This window comes from Microbacterium sp. (assembly GCF_052099035.1).
Classification (GTDB): domain Bacteria; phylum Actinomycetota; class Actinomycetes; order Actinomycetales; family Microbacteriaceae; genus Microbacterium.
Window position 1 is genome coordinate 51810 of record NZ_JBQDSX010000017.1, and the last position, 17320, is coordinate 69129.

A 17320-nucleotide genomic window follows, 5' to 3' on the forward strand; every position below is an offset into this window, starting at 1 on the left:
GGTTCAGCGCGTCACACTGAAGGTGTGCATTCGTCGTTGTTCTTCCGCCCCGGGGCTTTGCTGTCTCAGCCGGAGCTGAGTTCGGCGCGACTCGATGGGCTGCTGATTGAAGTCGGCGACGGTTATATGCCACCCGACCTTCCCGAGGATGCCGCAGCTCGCATGATGTCGATCAGACACCTTCTCGCCCCTGACTGTGCCCTCAGCGGGCCAACGGCGGCGTGGGTGCACGGCGCGGGTGACTCCCCGCCGCTACGACATCACCTGGTGCGCGTATCCACCCGGCGCGGACGCCTGCAGGCGCCACCGCTCGTGGTCATGCATGAAAAGCGACTTCAGTCCGGCGACATCGAGACCATTGCCGGCGAGCAGATCACGACGAAGTTGCGAACGCTGACCGATCTCGCCCTCGGTGCCGCATACGACGACGAAACAGCGGCGTGGTTACACCGGTTCGCGCGCGTCGAATCGTCGCTCGTACCGCGTGCGACTGAGCTTCTGCGATCGCGTCAGAGACTGCCGGGAAAACGCGCAGCACTGGCAGTGCTCGACAGCCTCGGAGGCTATGAGGACGTCACCCGGTAGACGTCGTAGACGGCGTCGATGCGACGTACTGCGTTGAGCACACGATCGAGATGCACCGAGTCGCCCATCTCGAAGACGAATCTGCTGATCGCCAGACGTTCGTCGTTCGTATTCACTGTCGCCGAGAGGATATTCACGTGATGCTCGGTGAGCACACGTGTCACGTCAGAGAGGAGTCCGCCTCGATCGAGTGCCTCCACCTGGATCTGGACGCGGAATATGCTCTTGGTCGTCGAGCCCCACTCCACCTCGATGAAGCGCTCCTCCTGGTCGCTCAGCGCCTTCACATTGACGCAGTCGGCCCTGTGCACCGACACGCCACTGCCCCGCGTGACGAAGCCGACGATCGGGTCGCCAGGGACGGGAGTGCAGCATTTGGCGAGCTTCACGAGAATGTCGGCTGCGCCCCGGACGAGAACGCCGGAGTCCCCCGCGCGGGGTTCATGCGCGCGCGGCCGAACCGGGATGTCGATCGCACCCGTGCTCGTATCGTTGGCGGCGACGAGCGCGGTGACCTTTTCGAGCACCGACTGCGTCGAGACGTGTCCCTCGCCAACCGCCGCGTACAGTGCCGACACATCCTCGTAGCGCAGCTGCAGCGCGACCTCGGCAAAGGAATCCTGACTCATCAGACGCTGAAGTGGGAGGTTCTGGCGTCGCATCGCTCGCGCGATGGACTCCTTGCCCTGTTCTATCGCCTCTTCGCGCCGCTCCTTCGTGAACCAGCCCTTGATCTTGTTGCGCGCACGTGTGCTCTTGACGAAGCTCAACCAGTCCTGGCTGGGGCCGGCATCAGGGTTCTTCGATGTGAACACCTCGACGACATCGCCGCTCTTGACCTCGGTCTCGAGGGGAACGAGACGTCCGTTCACCTTCGCGCCCATCGTGCGGTGCCCGATCTCGGTATGCACGGCGTACGCGAAGTCGACAGTGGTCGCACCCGCGGGCAAGCCGATCACTCGCCCCTTCGGCGTGAAGACGTAGACCTCTTTCGCACCGATCTCGAAACGCAGCGAATCGAGGAACTCGCTCGGATCAGCCGTCTCCGCCTGCCAGTCCGAGATATGCGCGAGCCAGGTCATGTCGGTGTCGCTCGGACCGTCGAACGACTTGCCGCCGTTCATGCGCTCTTTGTACATCCAGTGCGCGGCGACACCGAACTCCGCCTGCTGATGCATTTCATGCGTACGGATCTGGATCTCGACCGTTCGGCCGTTCGGGCCGATCACCGTCGTGTGCAGCGACTGATAAAGATTGAACTTCGGAGTGGCGATGTAGTCCTTGAAACGCCCAGGCAGCGGGGTCCACCGGGCGTGGATCGCGCCGAGCACCGCGTAGCAGTCGCGTACTGAGTTCACGAGGACGCGGATTCCGATGAGGTCGTAGATGTCGTCGAACTCACGACCGCGTATGACCATCTTCTGGTACACCGAATACAGCTGCTTGGGTCGGCCGACGACCTTGCCCTTGATCCGCAGATCGTGCAGATCTTCGTTGATCGACTCGATGACCTGCTTGAGATACTTCTCGCGCTGCGGGGTGCGCTGCGCGATCAGGCTGTTGATCTCGGCATAGATCTTCGGATGCAGCACGGCGAAGGAGAGATCTTCGAGTTCGGATTTGATCGCCTGGATGCCGAGGCGATTGGCCAGCGGCGCGTAGATCTCCAGGGTCTCCCGGGCCTTCGGTGCAGCTTTCTCCGGCGGGACGAAGCCCCAGGTGCGGGCATTGTGCAATCGGTCGGCGAGTTTGATCAGCAGTACCCGGATGTCTTTCGACATCGCCACGATCATCTTGCGGACGGTCTCGGCCTGCGCGCTCTCTCCGTACTTGACTTTGTCGAGCTTCGTGACGCCGTCGACGAGCATCGCCACTTCGTCGCCGAATGTGTCGCTGAGCTCGGACAGCGCGTAGCCGGTGTCCTCGACCGTGTCGTGAAGCAGCGCCGCAGCGATCGCACGCGGACCCAGCCCCATCTCGGCGAGGATCTGGGCGACAGCGAGCGGATGCGTGATGTACGGCTCTCCGCTGCGCCTCTTCTGCCCCTCGTGCTTCTCTTTGGCGACCTTGTAGGCGCGTTCGATGATCGCGAGGTCACCCTTGGGGTGGTTGACCCGCACGGAACGGATGAGGTTGTCGAGATCGTTGACGCGGGGGGCTCGCGAAAAAATGCGGGGAACGAGTCGTCTCAGACTCGAGCCCTGCGCCTGCGTGCTCGCCTCCGCCATCGATACCTCCGGGTCACAACATCCTACGCGTACGCCGTTGCCCGAGGCCCGGGTCGGCGGGACGGCTCAGGCGTCTACCGCGGCACGAGCCCGGAGGTCGCGTACGCGACGATCGTTCTCGATGATCTGCGGCTCGTTCTCACGGAAGAGCGAGTACAGCGGCGCGGCGACGAACAGTGTGGAATACGTCGCGACGAGGATGCCGACGAAGATCGACAACGAGATATCGGTGAGTGTCTCGGCACCGAGCCAGAACGCGCCGATGAACAGGATCGCACCGACCGGGAGGGCGGCGACGATCGATGTGTTGATCGAGCGCACGAGAGTCTGGTTGACCGCGAGGTTCACCGATTCACCGAACGTGCGGGCAGAGTTCTCCCCGTCTTCCGTGGTGTTCTCTCTGACCTTGTCGAACACCACCGTCGTGTCGTACAGCGAGTACGCGAGGATCGTCAAGAAGCCGATGACGGCTGCCGGCGAGATCTCGAACCCGGCCAGCGCGTATACGCCGACCGTGATGACGAGGACGTCGAGCAGACCGAGAATTGCGGCGGCAGACATCTTCCACGTGCGGAAGTAGATCGCGAGGATCAGGAAGGTCAGCGCGAGGAAGATCGCCAGACCCCACAGCGACTGCCGCGTGACGCTCTCGCCCCACTGGGGTCCGATGAACGATGAGGTGACTTCGTCAGGGTCGACGTCGTATGCCGCTGCCAGCGCCTTGGAGACCGTGATGGTGTCTTCTGCCGACATCTGGGAGGTCTGCACGCGGACGTCGGTACCACCGACGATGGCGACCTTGGCCGTCGACTCCGGGACCACCGACTGCACGGCCTGCGTCGCCGTTGTCTGGTCTGTGGATGACGGGGCGACCACGGTGAACTGCGATCCACCCGTGAACTCGATCGAGAACTGCACCGGGCGCAGTAGCGGGACGAGTGCGGAAGCGAGGACCAGTGCAATCGCGATGATGAACCACAGACGACGCTTCCCCACGAACGGGAAGGAGGTCTTTCCCGTGTAGAGGTTGTTGCCGAACTCATTCATGGAGGCCATCAGTGCTCTCCCTCGCTTCCCGAGTCCGTGGATCTCGTGCCGGTGAGCGCCTGTTCTCTCTTGCGCTCGGCGATCGTCTGACGTCGCTCCGCCTCACCGCGGGAACGGTTGTTCTTGGCGGTGCGACCGACCGTTGCCTGATTCACTTCTCGGAACTGCGTCCGTGTGTGGTAGACCGCGCCGAGCGCATCCGGATCGAGGCCGGACAGTTTGTGCCCGCCGCCGAAGAAGCGTGTTCGTGCCAGGATCTGCATGACCGGGTGGGTGAAGATGATGAAGATGAACACGTCGATCAGGGTTGTGAGCCCCAGAGTGAACGCGAAGCCCTTCACCGTCGAATCGGCGAGGATGTACAGCACCACAGCGGCGAGGATGTTGATCGACTTGGAGATGTAGATCGTCCGCTTCGCGCGCCCCCAGCCGTCCTCGACCGCTCCGGCGATGGATTTACCGTCTCGCAGCTCATCTCGTATTCGCTCGAAGTACACGATGAAGGAGTCGGCGGTGAAGCCGATGGAGACGATCAGGCCCGCGACGCCGGCGAGCGAGAGGCGGAAGCCGAGACGCCAGGCGAGGATGCAGATGATGATGTACGTCAGCACACCCATCACCGCGATCGACGCGATGATCACGGTGCCGAGTGCGCGATAGCTGATCAACGAGTAAAGCGCGACGAGAGCAAGCCCGATGAGCCCGGCGATGAGGCCGACCTGCAGTTGCTGGGTTCCCAGCGTCGCTGAGACCGTTGCGGCGCTCTCTGTCGTGAAGCTCAGCGGAAGCGCACCGTACTTGAGCTGATTGGCGAGCGTCTCAGCGGTCTCCTGCGTGAACGAGCCTGAGATGCTGGGCTTTCCGTTGAGGATCTGCGCGTTCATCCGCGGCGCGGAGATGACCTTGCCGTCGAGCACGAATGCGAACTGGTCGCGGGGGCTCAGCCCGTCGAGCTGGTTCTGGTACAGGCGCTGGCTGATCTCGCCGAAGACCTGGGTGCCGTTGCCGTCGAGCGTGAGCTGGACGGTCCATGCACCCGACTGCGGGTCGCGGCCGCTCGACGCGTCGTTGATCGCATCGCCGGAGAGCTCCATCGGACCCAGGATGTACTTGGTCGTCCCGGCGTCGTCGCACGTGATCAACGGTTCATCAGCGGGTGGGCTCGAGGCGCCATCGTTGGGGGCCGCGCAGTCGTAGGCGAGGAACTCGGCCTGCAGCTTCTCCGTGACCCACGACATGTCACTGCCGTCGGTCGGCTCTGCCGTGGGAACCGCGTTCGCCGAGGGATCGGGCGTCGGGTACGGAGTGGAGTTTCCGTCTTCCCCGACGAACTCCGTCGCCGGGTCTCCGGCGAAGATCACTGCGCGGAACTCGAGCTGGGCGCTCGCCTCGATCCGGGCGCGCGTCTCTTCATCCGCGACACCCGGGATCTGGACGACGATGTTGCGTCCGCCCTCGGTGGTGATATCGGCTTCGGCGACACCGGATGCGTCGACTCGCTGTCGGATGATCTCGACAGCTTGATCGAGCTGGTCCTGGGTCGGGTTCGAGCCGTCTTCAGTGACGGCGCTCAAGACGATCTGCGTGCCACCCTGCAGGTCGAGGGCGAGTTCAGGTGCCCATGAGCTCTTCTGGAATCCGTAGACACCGAGTGCGTTGATGCCGAACAGTGCGGCTGTCACGAGAAGAAGGCCGAGGAGCACCTTCCACGCGTGGCGGACAGGAGAGGATGAAGCCACGTATGTTCAGCTTTCTGCGATACCGGTCGGGCCGGAGAGGACCAGCGAAGAGCCTACTACTTGCTGTCGGCGTCGCGATCCAGTCGGGCGCGGGTCTCTTCGGGAGTCTCGAGCGCGACGTCGGGCGCGATCTCTTCGATCACGTGGTCATGCGCGTCGCTGGACTCATCGAGATCTGCGACAGCATCCTTCGGCTCCACGACGCGGAGGATCGCCTGGCTGTGGACCTCGATGATCGTGCCGGGTGCGATCTCGACGAGGGCTGGAGTGTCGAGGTCGGTGGGATCATAGGCGACGATGGTGCCGTAGAGACCGCCCTGGAGAAGCACCTTTGCACCGGGAATAGTCTTCGTGGCCTTCTCTTCCTGATCAGCCTTCATCTGCCTCTGGCGCTTGCGCGTGTTGAAGAACATGAAGATGAGGAGGACGGCGAGGAGGCCGAAAAGAACGATTTCCATGAGGCAAAGCCTTTCACAATGCGCACGCCGGAGAGCCGACGTACAGGGGGGTGGGGTGAAGTCTCCAGCGATTATAGGTCATCGAGCAATGCGCTGCCCTCGGGATGCGGCATCCCGAGGTGGGCATACGCCTCGGGAGTCGCCACGCGACCACGCGGGGTTCGGCCGAGAAATCCGATGCGCACGAGAAACGGTTCGACGACGCTCTCCACGGTCTCTGCTTCTTCTCCGACGGCGACAGCGAGTGTGCTGAGTCCGACTGGTCCGCCACGGAAGCGCTTGACCAGCGTCTCGAGCACAGCCCGGTCGAGCCTGTCCAGACCGATCGGATCGACGTCGTACAGCTCGAGAGCCGCGTTGACGTCGCCGAGTGTTGCGGCATCGTGATCGCCGTGTACGAGTGCGTAGTCGCGAACGCGGCGCAGGAGGCGGTTCGCGATACGCGGTGTGCCGCGCGATCGCCGTGCGATCTCGTGGCGAGCCACCGCGGGCATCGCGACGTCGAGCACAGATGAGGAACGTTCGATGACTTTTTCCAGATCGGAATCGTCGTAGAACTCCAGGTGACCGGTGAAGCCGAAGCGGTCGCGCAAGGGGTTCGGCAGCAGGCCCGATCGCGTGGTGGCGCCGACAAGCGTGAACGGGGCGAGATCGAGCGGGATGCTGGTGGCTCCAGCTCCCTTGCCCACCATGATGTCGATGCGGAAGTCCTCCATCGCGAGATAGAGCATCTCCTCTGCTGAGCGGGCCATCCGGTGAATCTCATCGATGAAGAGGATCTCACCCGGGACCAGGCTCGACAGCAGTGCGGCGAGATCGCCGGCGTGCTGGATGGCAGGACCGCTGGAGAGGCGGAGGGGCCGCTCGCTCTCGTGTGCGACGATCATCGCGAGGGTCGTCTTTCCGAGACCGGGAGGACCGGCGAGCAGAATGTGGTCGGGCGGACGGTTCTGAATGCGTGCGGCGTCGAGGAGCAGCTGCAGCTGGCCGCGAACCTTGGGCTGGCCGACGAATTCGCCGAGGCTCTCCGGACGCAGCGCACCTTCGATCGCCAACTCGGTCTCATCGATCGGTTCCGCCGGATCACGACCGTCAGCGTATTCATCAGCCACGCGCGCCACCCGCCTTCGCGGGGCCGAGAGCCGCCAGCGCCCGGCGCAGAAGCGCGGGGACGGAGGACCGATCCGCATCGCTCGCGGCGTCGGCTGTCTCGGCGGCGGCTTCATTGGCTACCTTCTCGGACCAGCCGAGCCCGACGAGCGCAGCGGTGACTTGAGCGACCACTGTCCCTCCGGTTGCGGCGCCGCGGACAGTTCCACCGGGACTCGGCGGCTGCAGCTTTCCGGCCAGCTGAACAACGATGAGCTTGGCGGTCTTCGGACCGATGCCCGAGACCCTGCGAAACGGTGCGTCATCGTCGTCGGCAACGGCAGTGGCGATCTGATCGACGGTCAAGTGCCCGAGCACGCCGAGGGCGGATTTCGGTCCGACGCCCGTAACGCTCAGCAGCTGCGTGAAGACATCGAGCTCGATGGTCTCGGCGAACCCGTACAGTGTCAGGGCGTCTTCTCGAACGATGAGGCTCGTGTGCAGACGCACGTTCTCCCCCACTCGTGCGGTGTGGGCGACATCGGCCGGGACGAACACGAAGAAGCCGACGCCTCCGACGTCGATCACGACATGGTCGGTGCCCGTGGTCAGCACAGAACCGTGCAGCGAGGAGATCATCTCCCCAGCCTACGAGTCTGATCGTATGTATGTTCGAGCGACACGCTCGGCGTCCGCCCACGCCCGCTGCGCGGGGGTCAGCGACCCGGCAGCACCGGGGGCCGCGCCACCTCGCCTCCAGGCGTGGCAGAGCGCGATCGCCAGAGCATCCGCGGCATCCGCCGGCTGAGGAGGAGCATCCAGTCGCAGGATGCGTGCGATCATCGTCTGCACCTGCTTCTTGTCGGCAGAGCCGTAACCGGTGACAGCGGCTTTGACCTCACTCGGCGTGTGCGTCGCCGCCGGTAGCCCGGCCTCGGCAGCCAGCAGGAGCGCTACACCGCTGGCCTGGGCCGTCCCCATCACTGTGTGGCTGTTGTGCTGAGCGAACACGCGCTCCACGGCGACAGCATCCGGCGCATGCTCACCGAGAACGGCGCGGATTCCCTCGGCCACGGCCGCCAGACGCTCTCCGATGGGAGCGTCTGCGGGGGTGCGGATGACACCGACGTGGACAAGGTTCGCGCGGCGGGATCGCTCGACGTCGACGATGCCGACACCGCACCGGGTGAGACCGGGGTCGATGCCGAGCACGCGCAGAGAAGAAGCCGCCACTCCCCCAGGGTATGCGTGCGGGGAGCGGCGGCTTCGCAGACTCGCCTTAGTCCTCTTCGTCGTTCTCGAGCTCGGCCTGCACCTCTGGGGTCAGGTCGAGGTTGCTGTAGACGTTCTGGACGTCTTCGCTGTCTTCGAGTGCATCGATGAGACGGAAGACCTTGCGCGCGGTCGCAGCGTCGATCTCGACCTTGACGTTCGGAACGAACTCGACGTCAGCGGACTCGTAGTCGATACCGGCATCCTGCAGCGCCGTACGAACGGTCACCAGATCGGTCGCCTCGGTGATCACGCCGTAGCCGTCTCCGTGCGGCTCGATCTCTTCAGCACCGGCCTCGAGCACCGCTTCCATCACGTCGTCTTCGCTCGTCCCCTCGGAACCGACGACGATGACGCCCTTGCGCTCGAAGTTGTACGCGACGCTGCCGGGATCGGCGAGGTTGCCGCCATTGCGGCTCAGGGCCGTACGCACCTCGGCGGCAGCACGGTTCTTGTTATCGGTCAGACACTCGATCATGAGCGCGACACCGTTCGGACCGTAGCCCTCGTACATGATCGACAGGTATTCGACTGCTTCGCCACCGATGCCGGCACCGCGCTTGACCGCACGGTCGATGTTGTCCTTCGGGACAGACATCTTCTTGGCCTTGAACACGGCGTCGTAAAGCGTCGGGTTGCCGGCCATATCGGCACCGCCGAGCTTGGCAGCCACTTCGATGTTCTTGATGAGCTTGGCCCACGACTTCGCGCGCCTGGAGTCGATGACAGCCTTCTTGTGCTTCGTCGTCGCCCACTTGGAATGCCCGGACATATATCTCCGCTCGTCTCGCGCTTTTTGCGCCCTCAGTCTACGCGGTTCGCACCGCACGCCCCGCGATGGTCGGCTCAGCCCTCGAGGCTGGTGTCTCCCGATCGCCGCCGTGCAGATTCGATCGTCGATGTCGACGGCAGCGCAACGGGGGCATCCATCACCGTATCGGGTGACCACCGTTCCCAGCCTTCGTCGAGCGGCCATGCCCCGTCGACGATGAACTCGCGACCGGCGTGATCGGCGAGACACCGCACGGCTTCGGCCTGCGCGTCTGTGAAGCGCCCCTGTACGACGACCTCCTCCAATTCATCGGCATCCTTCAGCCAGACGTCCTCAGATCCCTCGTGCTCGGCATCGATCCAGAGGTCGAGGACGAGATCGCGGGAGAAGACGCTCGGCGTCTCGCCGGCCAGGCGCAGGTGGGGCAGTTCGAGGTTGACGTATGCGCCATCGGGTGAGCCATCTGCACGGCGGAAGAACCACACCGACCAGGGTTTACCCGCGGGAGCGACGCGGACAACGCCCTGCCCTGTCCATGTCTTCTCCTGCATCACCCATGGCGTGCGGAATCGATCTGCCAGCGGGACATCGCGATGCCGGCCGCCGTGCGCCGGCCCCGGCTCGAGCCGCTGAGAACCGGAGGGAATCCAGATGACCAGCCCGCGCTGATCGTCGCGGATCACGCGTGCGGTTTCGATATGCCGACCGTAGCGCCACAGGATCGGGTCACCAGGGGTGAACCGGGGTGCCGCCACGTCCTCCGAGCGCACCGCGTTCTCGAACGCCGGATCATCGTGCGCAGACCCGTGACCGCTCTGCTCCAGCGACGCGACGGCGTCGTCGAGCGACATCTCGGTCTCGGCGATACGCTGCCAGCCCTCACCTCGACGGCCGATCAGGGTGAGATTGCCACCGCTTTCACTGACACCTGTGGAACCGATCGGCAAACGCATTCCGCAACGTTATCGTGCCGAAGGACTACCGCATGGCCGCAGCGAGCAGCCGTTCGTGGAAGCGCGTCTCCCCCGTGATCTCCGGATGGAAGCTGAGCCCGAACAGAACGCCCTGTTCGACAGCGACGACCCGCCCATCAGCCAGAGCAGCCAGGATCGTGGCACCCGGTCCGACGTCGGTGATCACCGGACCACGAATGAAAGCCGCGCGCACAGGTGGCGCTCCCAGTACCGGAACATCGAGTTCGACTTCGAACGATTCGGTCTGCCTGCCGAAGGCATTGCGCTGCACGGTGACATCGAGCCCCCCGAAGGTCTCCTGTCCACCGACGGCATCCGTCACCGTGTCCGCGAGCATGATCAGGCCCGCGCAGGTGCCGAGCATCGGCATCCCGTCTCTCATCGCTGAACGGATCGGTTCACGGAGGCCGAAAGCCCGGGAGAGCTTGTCGATCACCGTCGACTCGCCTCCCGGGATCACCAGCGCGTCTACCGCGTTGAGCTCTTCCGGGCGCCGAACGCGAACGGTGTCAGCTCCGAGCCCCTGCAGGACGTGTTCGTGCTCGCGCACGTCGCCCTGCAGGGCGAGGATGCCGACGCGTGGACTACCAGCCACGCTCGGCGAGACGGTGCGGCGCAGGAAGGTCGGAGACATTGATGCCGACCATCGCCTCGCCGAGGCCCCGTGACACTTCGGCGATGACCTTCGCGTCGTCGTAGAACGTGGTCGCCTTGACGATCGCCTTCGCCCGCTCTGCCGGGTTGCCGGACTTGAAGATACCCGAGCCGACGAACACTCCATCCGCCCCGAGCTGCATCATCATCGCGGCATCCGCAGGGGTTGCAACGCCGCCGGCGACGAACAGCACGACCGGAAGCTTCCCGGTTTCGGCGATCTCGGCGACCAGCTCATACGGTGCCTGGAGCTCCTTGGCCGCGACGTAGAGCTCGTCCTTGGGGAGGGCCGCGAGGGCCGCGATCTCACCGCGGATCTTGCGAATGTGCTTCATCGCCTCGGAGACGTCGCCGGTGCCGGCTTCACCCTTCGAACGGATCATCGCCGCCCCCTCGTTGATGCGTCGGAGCGCTTCGCCGAGGTTGGTCGCGCCGCACACGAAGGGCACGGTGAAGTCGTACTTGTCGATGTGGTTGACGTAGTCCGCTGGGGAGAGCACCTCGGACTCGTCGATGTAGTCGACGCCGAGCTCTTGCAGAACCTGCGCCTCGACGAAGTGGCCGATGCGCGCCTTCGCCATGACCGGGATCGAGACGGTGTCGATGATGCTGTCGATCATGTCCGGATCGCTCATCCGCGAGACGCCGCCCTGTGCGCGGATATCGGCAGGAACGCGCTCGAGGGCCATGACGGCGACAGCACCGGCATCCTCAGCGATCTTTGCCTGCTCGGCGGTGACGACGTCCATGATGACGCCCCCCTTGAGCATCTCGGCGAGTCCGCGCTTGACGCGTGCCGATCCGGTAGTGGACTTCTCGTCTGCGACCATGGTGGATCCTTCCGTGCATCCAAAGCTGTTATTGATCTATGCCAAAAGATAGCACTGTCCGGATGCCCCGTAGACTCACACGTCAGGAGGCGTCATGAACGAGCAGATCACCGGCAGCACGGCCGCCGAGATCGCAACGAGCGTGCGTGAGCTTCGCGAGCGCGGCGACCTTGCGCCGGGTGCGTTACTGCCCCCGGTGCGCGAGCTCGCCACGCGACTGGGTGTCAACCGGAACACGACGGTCGCTGCGTATCGGCAGCTCGCTCAGGCCGGCATCGTGATCAGCCGAGGACGCGCTGGCACCATGATCGTCGAGCATGACGCGGTCGCGCAGGAGGGGTATGCGGCCGATACCGTGCTGCGCGACGTGGGGACAGGAAACCCGGACCCCGCGCTGATCCCCGATCCGACCGCTGTGCTCTCGGGCGTCGTCGGCAGGCCCGTGCTCTACGGCGAACCGGTGATCGATCCGGCACTCGACGCATGGGCCCGGGAGTGGATCGCGCCGGATCTTCCCGCATCCGACTTCCGCATCACGATCACCAGCGGTGCGGTGGATGCTGTCGAGCGCCTGCTCGCGCAGGCCCTCATGCGTGATGACGCGGTGGCGCTCGAGGACCCCTGCTTCCTCGCGAGCATCCACACCGTCCGCCTCGGTGGATACCGGGCCGTCCCTGTACCCGTCGATGAGGAAGGGATGACCGTAGCGGGTCTGCGCGCTGCGCTGGAGGACGGGGTCCGTGCCGTCATCTGCACTCCGCGCGCTCAGAATCCGACCGGGGTGAGCCTCTCCCCCGCGCGCGCTGCGGCTCTGCGTGAACTGCTGGCCGAGCATCCGTATGTGCTGATCATCGAGGATGATCACTTCTCGATGCTGTCCGAGCGACCCTACGAAAGCCTCATCGGACCAGACCACCGCCGTTTCGCGCTGCTGCGGTCGGTCTCGAAGTTCCTCGGCCCCGACATGTGCCTCGCCATCGCGGCGACGGACCCGGAGACCGCCGAGCGCCTGGCGATGCGTCTGAGCCCCGGAACGACCTGGGTGAGTCACCTGCTGCAGCGGCTCGCGCTGGGCATGCTCACGGACGTCGACGTGCGCGCTTCCATTCGCGAGGCCGGCACGCACTATGCGGAACGGAACCGCGCATTCGCGGAGCGTCTGCGCGAGCAGGGAATCGATGCGGAGTACGTCGATGGGATGAACCTCTGGATTCGGCTCGCCACACCAGCGCACACCGTGGCAGAGCGTCTCATGCGTCGCGGCTGGCTCGCCCGCACCGGCGATGGGTTCCGGCTCGAGGAGAGCGCCCCGCCCTCTCATCATCTCCGCCTCACCGTCCATGACCTCGGCGACGGGGATGCCGCCCAACTTGTCGCCGACATCGCCGGAGCCGTGCGCTGAGAAACGCGTGACAGTGAGAAGATCGAGGGATGAAGATCCTCTCGATCCAGTCCGCCGTCGCCTACGGACACGTGGGCAACTCCGCCGCCGTCTTCCCGTTGCAGCGCATCGGTGTCGACGTGATTCCGGTGTACACGGTGAACTTCTCCAATCACACCGGCTACGGCGCCTGGCGCGGACCGCTCATCGCCCCGAGTGACGTTCGCGAGGTCATCACCGGCATCGAGGAGCGCGAGATATTCCCTCAGGTAGATGCTGTGCTCTCCGGCTACCAGGGCGGCGAAGGCATCGGGGACGTCATCATCGACGCCGTCGCCCGCGTGAAGGCGGCAAACCCGAAAGCGCTGTACGCCTGCGATCCGGTGATGGGCAATGCGAAGTCAGGATGCTTCGTCGCACCGGCGATCCCGGAACTGCTGCGTGAGAAGGTCGTGCCGGTGGCAGACATCATCACCCCGAATCAGTTCGAGCTGGGCTTCCTCACCCGCACGGAGCCGGACACCCTCGAGTCAACGCTCGCCTCTGTCGATCTGGCGCGCCAGATGGGACCCAGCACCGTGCTCGTGACAAGCGTCGAACGGCCCGATCGCGAAGAAGGCACCATTGAGATGCTCGCGGTTGATGATCAGGGTGCATGGATCGTGCAGACGCCGTTCCTCCCGATGAAGGCGAATGGCTCCGGTGACGTCACGGCCGCTCTGTTCACGGCGCACTATGTCGACACCGGAAGCGCACAGGTCGCCCTCGAGCGCACGGCGTCGAGCGTGTTCGATCTGCTTCAGCTGACGTTGGATTCCGGTGACCGTGAGCTGCAGCTCATCGAGGCGCAGGAGTCCTACGCCCACCCGAAGATGCAGTTCACCGCGCTTCAGGCGCGCTGACCGGCCACGCGTTCGCAACGGCCTCTCGCACCTCGCCGAGCAGCTGCGGCAGCGCCTTCGTCTTGGCGATGATCGGGAAGAAGTTCGCGTCGGACTTCCAGCGCGGCACGATGTGCTGGTGCAGGTGCGCATCGACACCGGCTCCGGCCACCGCGCCCTGATTCATCCCGAGGTTGAAACCGTCGCAGTTGGACACTTCGCGGAGCACGCGCATACCGATCTGCGTGAGGGCCCCGATCTCGGCGACTTCTTCGGGGGTCGCCTGATCGTAGGTCGCGACATGCCGGTACGGGCATACGAGCAGGTGCCCGGAGTTGTACGGGAACAGGTTGAGCAGCACGTAGGCCGTCTCACCGCGTGCGACGATCAGCCGCTCGGCGTCCGGATGCTGGGGAGCCTCGCAGAACGGGCATTCGTCGCGCAGAGGCTCCGGGCCCGCCTGGATGTACGCCATGCGGTGCGGTGTCCACAGGCGTTGAAACTCGTCGGGGACGCCGGCAAGATGTCCGGCATTTTCCAATCCGGTCCCTGAGCCTGTCGAAGGGCCCGGGCCCTCCGCTGTCACGCGAGATCCCCGACCGTGTGCACGAGCGCGTGCGAGGCGATCGCGGCGCGGATACGGTCGACGGCATCCGCGATCGGAACCCCGTTCTCCTGCGTGCCGTCACGGAAACGGAAGGAGACGGTACCGGCATCCCGGTCCTTCTCACCCGCGATCAGGATCAGCGGGACCTTGCCGGTGGTGTGGTTGCGGATCTTTTTCTGCATCCGATCGTCGGAGGTGTCGAGTTCGGCGCGCACGCCGCTGTCGCGCAACGTGGTGACGACGTCGCCGAGATAGTCGGCGAAATCGTCCGCGACCGGAATTCCGACGACCTGCAGGGGCGAGAGCCACACGGGGAAGTCTCCGGCGTAGTGCTCGAGCAGGATCGCGAAGAAGCGCTCGATCGAGCCGAACAGCGCGCGGTGGATCATGATCGGCCGTTTCTTCTGGCCGTCCTTGTCCATGAACTCGAGGTCGAAGCGCTCGGGCAGATTCGGGTCGACCTGCACCGTGGACAACTGCCAGGTGCGTCCGATCGCATCACGGGTCTTCAGATCGATCTTCGGGCCATAGAACGCGGCCTCACCGGGGACCTCCGTGAGCTTGAGACCGGATGCGACGGCAACCCGCCGCAGCGCATCGGTCGAAGACTCCCAGAACTCTTCAGTGCCGATCCACTTGGATTTCTCATCGTCCTTCATCGACAGCTCGAGCTCGAAGTCGGTGAGCCCGAAGTCTCGAAGCATCGAGAGGATGAACTCCAGAACCTTCGCGACCTCTTCCTCGAGCTGATCGGGGGTGACGAAGAGGTGCGAGTCATCCTGAGTGAAGCCGCGCACGCGGGTCAGGCCGTGCAGCGCACCGGAGAGCTCGTTGCGATAGACCGTGCCGTTCTCCGCAAGGCGGAGCGGCAGGTCGCGGTAGCTGCGGGCGCGCTCCTTGTAGATGAGGATGTGCATCGGGCAGTTCATCGGCTTCAGGTAGTAGTCCTGGCCCTGCTTGGTGATGTTGCCCTCGTCGTCGCGCTCCTCGTCCATGACGATCGGCGGGAACATCCCGTCCCTGTAGGTGACGAGGTGGTTCGAGGTGAGGAAGAGGTCTTCCTTGGAGATGTGCGGGGTGTACACGTAGGTGTAGCCGCCCTCGATGTGACGTTTGCGAGCGTGCTGCTCCATCTCGCCGCGGATCATGCCGCCGCGTGGATGCCAGACGCTCAGACCCGAACCGATCTCTTCGGGGAAAGAGAAGAGGTCAAGCTCTTTGCCGAGCTTGCGGTGATCGCGCTTTGCGGCCTCTGCGAGGCGTTCCTTGTACGCGCGCAGCTCGTCCTTGCTCGGCCATGCCGTGCCGTAGATGCGTTGCAGCTGCGGGTTTTTCTCGCTGCCGCGCCAGTAGGCGGCGGCGATGCGCGTCAGGTCCCAGCCGTTGCCGATCATGCGGGTGCTGGGAAGGTGCGGGCCACGGCAGAGGTCCTTCCAGACCACTTCCCCGTCCTTGCTGACGTTGTCGTAGATGGTCAGTTCGCCCGCGCCGACCTCCACGGAGGCGCCTTCGGCAGCATCCACGCCGGATCCGGGCCCGCCAGCGAGATCGATGAGTTCGAGCTTGAATGGCTCGTTCGCGAGCTCGGCGCGAGCCTCATCCGCCGTGACGACACGGCGCGTGAACCGCTGACCCTCGCGGACGATGCGTTGCATCTCTTTCGAGATCGCTTTGATGTCTTCCGGAGTGAACGGAGTCTCGACGCCGAAGTCGTAGTAGAAGCCGTCGGTGATGGGCGGGCCGATGCCGAGGTTCGCCTGCGGGTTGATGCGCTGCACTGCCTGTGCGAGCACATGAGCTGCGGAGTGACGCAGGATATTGAGACCGTCAGGGCTGTCGATCGTGACGGGTTCGACCTCATCGGTCTCGGTCACGGTGGTCGCGAGATCCTTGAGTTCGCCGTTCACGCGCATGGCGACGACGGATCGGTCAGAGAACAGGGCGAAGCCGTCGCGGGCGGCGGCATTCGACTCGTCGATTTCAGGCACAGGTCACTCCATTTGGGTCGGCTTCTAGGCTACTCGTCCTGCGACCCCCGACCGTGCGATCACGTTAGGGAAGATCTTCGACCTGGATCTCGTCCTTGTCCCCTTCTTCGTCGTCGTCCGCGTCCTCCGCGTTATCCGCTCGCTGTTCCGCGGCAGGGTTGTCGTCGCCGATGTTCATATCGGGGTCCGTGCCGACGACCGTCGGACGGTCCTCTTCCTGGTCGTCCATGGGATTCGACATGTGAGGTTCCTTTCGTTCGATCTGATGGTGGATCCCACCCTTACGCAGACCAGCAGATCCGTCGTCCCCATTGACAGATCGCCCGTGGCGCACTGGAATTCCGCTCGCACAGCTGACATCCTGACGCCATGCGCGAGTTGACGACGGATGATCTGGGACTGCTGCTATCGGTGTTCGCGGTGCTGCTCATCGCGTTCGGCATCGATTTCCACTTCTCGACGAAGGCAGTGGCTCAGCATCGCCGGGCTGCCTGGTTTTTCGGAATCGCTACGCTCGTCGGCGAGCTGATGACGGCACTCGCGTTGGTATTGACGTGGGTGGCGCTGTGGAGTCCGGCGGCCTGGGAGGCGATCGATGACCTGCTCGTCTTCGTGCCCGGCTCTATCGCGATTGTTTGCGCCGTCATTCTGACGGTCGACAAAGTGATGTCTCGGTTGGAGCGACTGCGCCGAGGCCCGGTGCCGCCCGAGAGCTCGGAGTAAAACGAGAAAAACCCCCGGTAAACCGAGGGTTTTCGTGTGTGCGCGATACTGGGATCGAACCAGTGACCTCTTCCGTGTCAGGGAAGCGCGCT

The 17320-nt window shown here is 64.5% G+C and carries 18 protein-coding genes; 4 read left to right on the forward strand and 14 right to left on the reverse strand.

Annotated features, from left to right (window positions below; translation table 11 throughout):
* Nucleotides 1–24 precede the first annotated feature (24 nt).
* The gene (locus tag ACTIAO_RS07660) at nt 25–585 is read left to right on the forward strand and encodes an SAM-dependent methyltransferase (protein ID WP_441905691.1); all 561 of its coding nucleotides are present in this window, start codon (nt 25–27) and stop codon (nt 583–585) included.
* Here ACTIAO_RS07660 and ACTIAO_RS07665 read toward each other — a convergent pair.
* From ACTIAO_RS07665 to pdxS, 11 genes are all read right to left on the reverse strand, one after another.
* Nucleotides 564–2813 (reverse strand): RelA/SpoT family protein, encoded by a 2250-nt coding sequence (locus ACTIAO_RS07665; RefSeq protein ID WP_441905692.1) that lies wholly within the window; start codon nt 2811–2813, stop codon nt 564–566. The genes ACTIAO_RS07660 and ACTIAO_RS07665 overlap by 22 nt on opposite strands.
* Nucleotides 2814–2879: 66 nt before the next feature.
* Nucleotides 2880–3869, reverse strand: coding sequence for a protein translocase subunit SecF (secF, locus tag ACTIAO_RS07670; RefSeq protein ID WP_441905693.1), 990 nt, complete (start codon nt 3867–3869; stop codon nt 2880–2882).
* Nucleotides 3869–5599 carry a protein translocase subunit SecD gene (gene secD / locus ACTIAO_RS07675; RefSeq protein ID WP_441905694.1) on the reverse strand — a complete coding sequence of 577 codons (1731 nt, stop codon included), beginning with the start codon at nt 5597–5599 and terminating at the stop codon, nt 3869–3871. The genes secF and secD overlap by 1 nt, the downstream gene beginning before the upstream one ends.
* A 56-nt stretch (nt 5600–5655) precedes the next feature.
* A complete protein-coding gene (locus ACTIAO_RS07680) occupies nt 5656–6057 on the reverse strand; it encodes a preprotein translocase subunit YajC (RefSeq protein ID WP_441905695.1) in 402 nt (133 codons plus the stop codon).
* Nucleotides 6058–6128: 71 nt separating this feature from the next.
* Nucleotides 6129–7169 (reverse strand): Holliday junction branch migration DNA helicase RuvB, encoded by a 1041-nt coding sequence (gene ruvB, locus ACTIAO_RS07685; protein WP_441905696.1) that lies wholly within the window; start codon nt 7167–7169, stop codon nt 6129–6131.
* A complete protein-coding gene (gene ruvA, locus ACTIAO_RS07690; protein WP_441905697.1) occupies nt 7162–7785 on the reverse strand; it encodes a Holliday junction branch migration protein RuvA in 624 nt (207 codons plus the stop codon). Before ruvA ends, ruvB begins: the two co-directional genes overlap by 8 nt.
* A gap of 9 nt (nt 7786–7794) precedes the next feature.
* A complete protein-coding gene (gene ruvC, locus ACTIAO_RS07695) occupies nt 7795–8379 on the reverse strand; it encodes a crossover junction endodeoxyribonuclease RuvC (protein ID WP_441905698.1) in 585 nt (194 codons plus the stop codon).
* 46 nt (nt 8380–8425) lie between these two features.
* Complete coding sequence (locus ACTIAO_RS07700; RefSeq protein ID WP_441905699.1) at nt 8426–9190, reverse strand: YebC/PmpR family DNA-binding transcriptional regulator; 765 nt, start codon at nt 9188–9190, stop codon at nt 8426–8428.
* 74 nt (nt 9191–9264) lie between these two features.
* Nucleotides 9265–10143: a DUF402 domain-containing protein gene (locus ACTIAO_RS07705; RefSeq protein WP_441905700.1), complete on the reverse strand. Its 879-nt coding sequence runs from the start codon at nt 10141–10143 to the stop codon at nt 9265–9267.
* A 25-nt stretch (nt 10144–10168) separates the two neighbouring features.
* Nucleotides 10169–10798 carry a pyridoxal 5'-phosphate synthase glutaminase subunit PdxT gene (pdxT, locus tag ACTIAO_RS07710; protein ID WP_441905701.1) on the reverse strand — a complete coding sequence of 210 codons (630 nt, stop codon included), beginning with the start codon at nt 10796–10798 and terminating at the stop codon, nt 10169–10171.
* Nucleotides 10749–11648 carry a pyridoxal 5'-phosphate synthase lyase subunit PdxS gene (pdxS, locus tag ACTIAO_RS07715; RefSeq protein ID WP_441905702.1) on the reverse strand — a complete coding sequence of 300 codons (900 nt, stop codon included), beginning with the start codon at nt 11646–11648 and terminating at the stop codon, nt 10749–10751. The genes pdxT and pdxS overlap by 50 nt, the downstream gene beginning before the upstream one ends.
* A gap of 94 nt (nt 11649–11742) precedes the next feature.
* On the opposite strand from pdxS, the gene ACTIAO_RS07720 reads away from it, so the two are divergent.
* Complete coding sequence (locus ACTIAO_RS07720) at nt 11743–13050, forward strand: aminotransferase class I/II-fold pyridoxal phosphate-dependent enzyme (protein WP_441905703.1); 1308 nt, start codon at nt 11743–11745, stop codon at nt 13048–13050.
* Between the two features lie 29 nt (nt 13051–13079).
* Nucleotides 13080–13931 carry a pyridoxal kinase PdxY gene (gene pdxY, locus ACTIAO_RS07725; RefSeq protein ID WP_441905704.1) on the forward strand — a complete coding sequence of 284 codons (852 nt, stop codon included), beginning with the start codon at nt 13080–13082 and terminating at the stop codon, nt 13929–13931.
* Here pdxY and ACTIAO_RS07730 read toward each other — a convergent pair.
* The 3 genes from ACTIAO_RS07730 to ACTIAO_RS07740 form a co-directional block, all read right to left on the reverse strand.
* Nucleotides 13909–14451: an HIT family protein gene (locus ACTIAO_RS07730; RefSeq protein ID WP_441905707.1), complete on the reverse strand. Its 543-nt coding sequence runs from the start codon at nt 14449–14451 to the stop codon at nt 13909–13911. The two genes, pdxY and ACTIAO_RS07730, sit on opposite strands and share 23 nt — an antisense overlap.
* 41 nt (nt 14452–14492) lie before the next feature.
* Entirely contained in the window at nt 14493–16430 is a 1938-nt protein-coding gene (thrS, locus tag ACTIAO_RS07735; RefSeq protein ID WP_441905708.1) for a threonine--tRNA ligase, read from the reverse strand.
* Nucleotides 16431–16569: 139 nt separating this feature from the next.
* Nucleotides 16570–16746, reverse strand: a complete 177-nt coding sequence (locus tag ACTIAO_RS07740; RefSeq protein ID WP_441905705.1) for a hypothetical protein — start codon at nt 16744–16746, stop codon at nt 16570–16572.
* Nucleotides 16747–16874: 128 nt separating this feature from the next.
* Here ACTIAO_RS07740 and ACTIAO_RS07745 point away from each other — a divergent pair, with 128 nt between their 5' ends.
* Nucleotides 16875–17228 (forward strand): hypothetical protein, encoded by a 354-nt coding sequence (locus ACTIAO_RS07745; RefSeq protein ID WP_441905706.1) that lies wholly within the window; start codon nt 16875–16877, stop codon nt 17226–17228.
* The last annotated feature ends 92 nt before the right edge of the window (nt 17229–17320 follow it).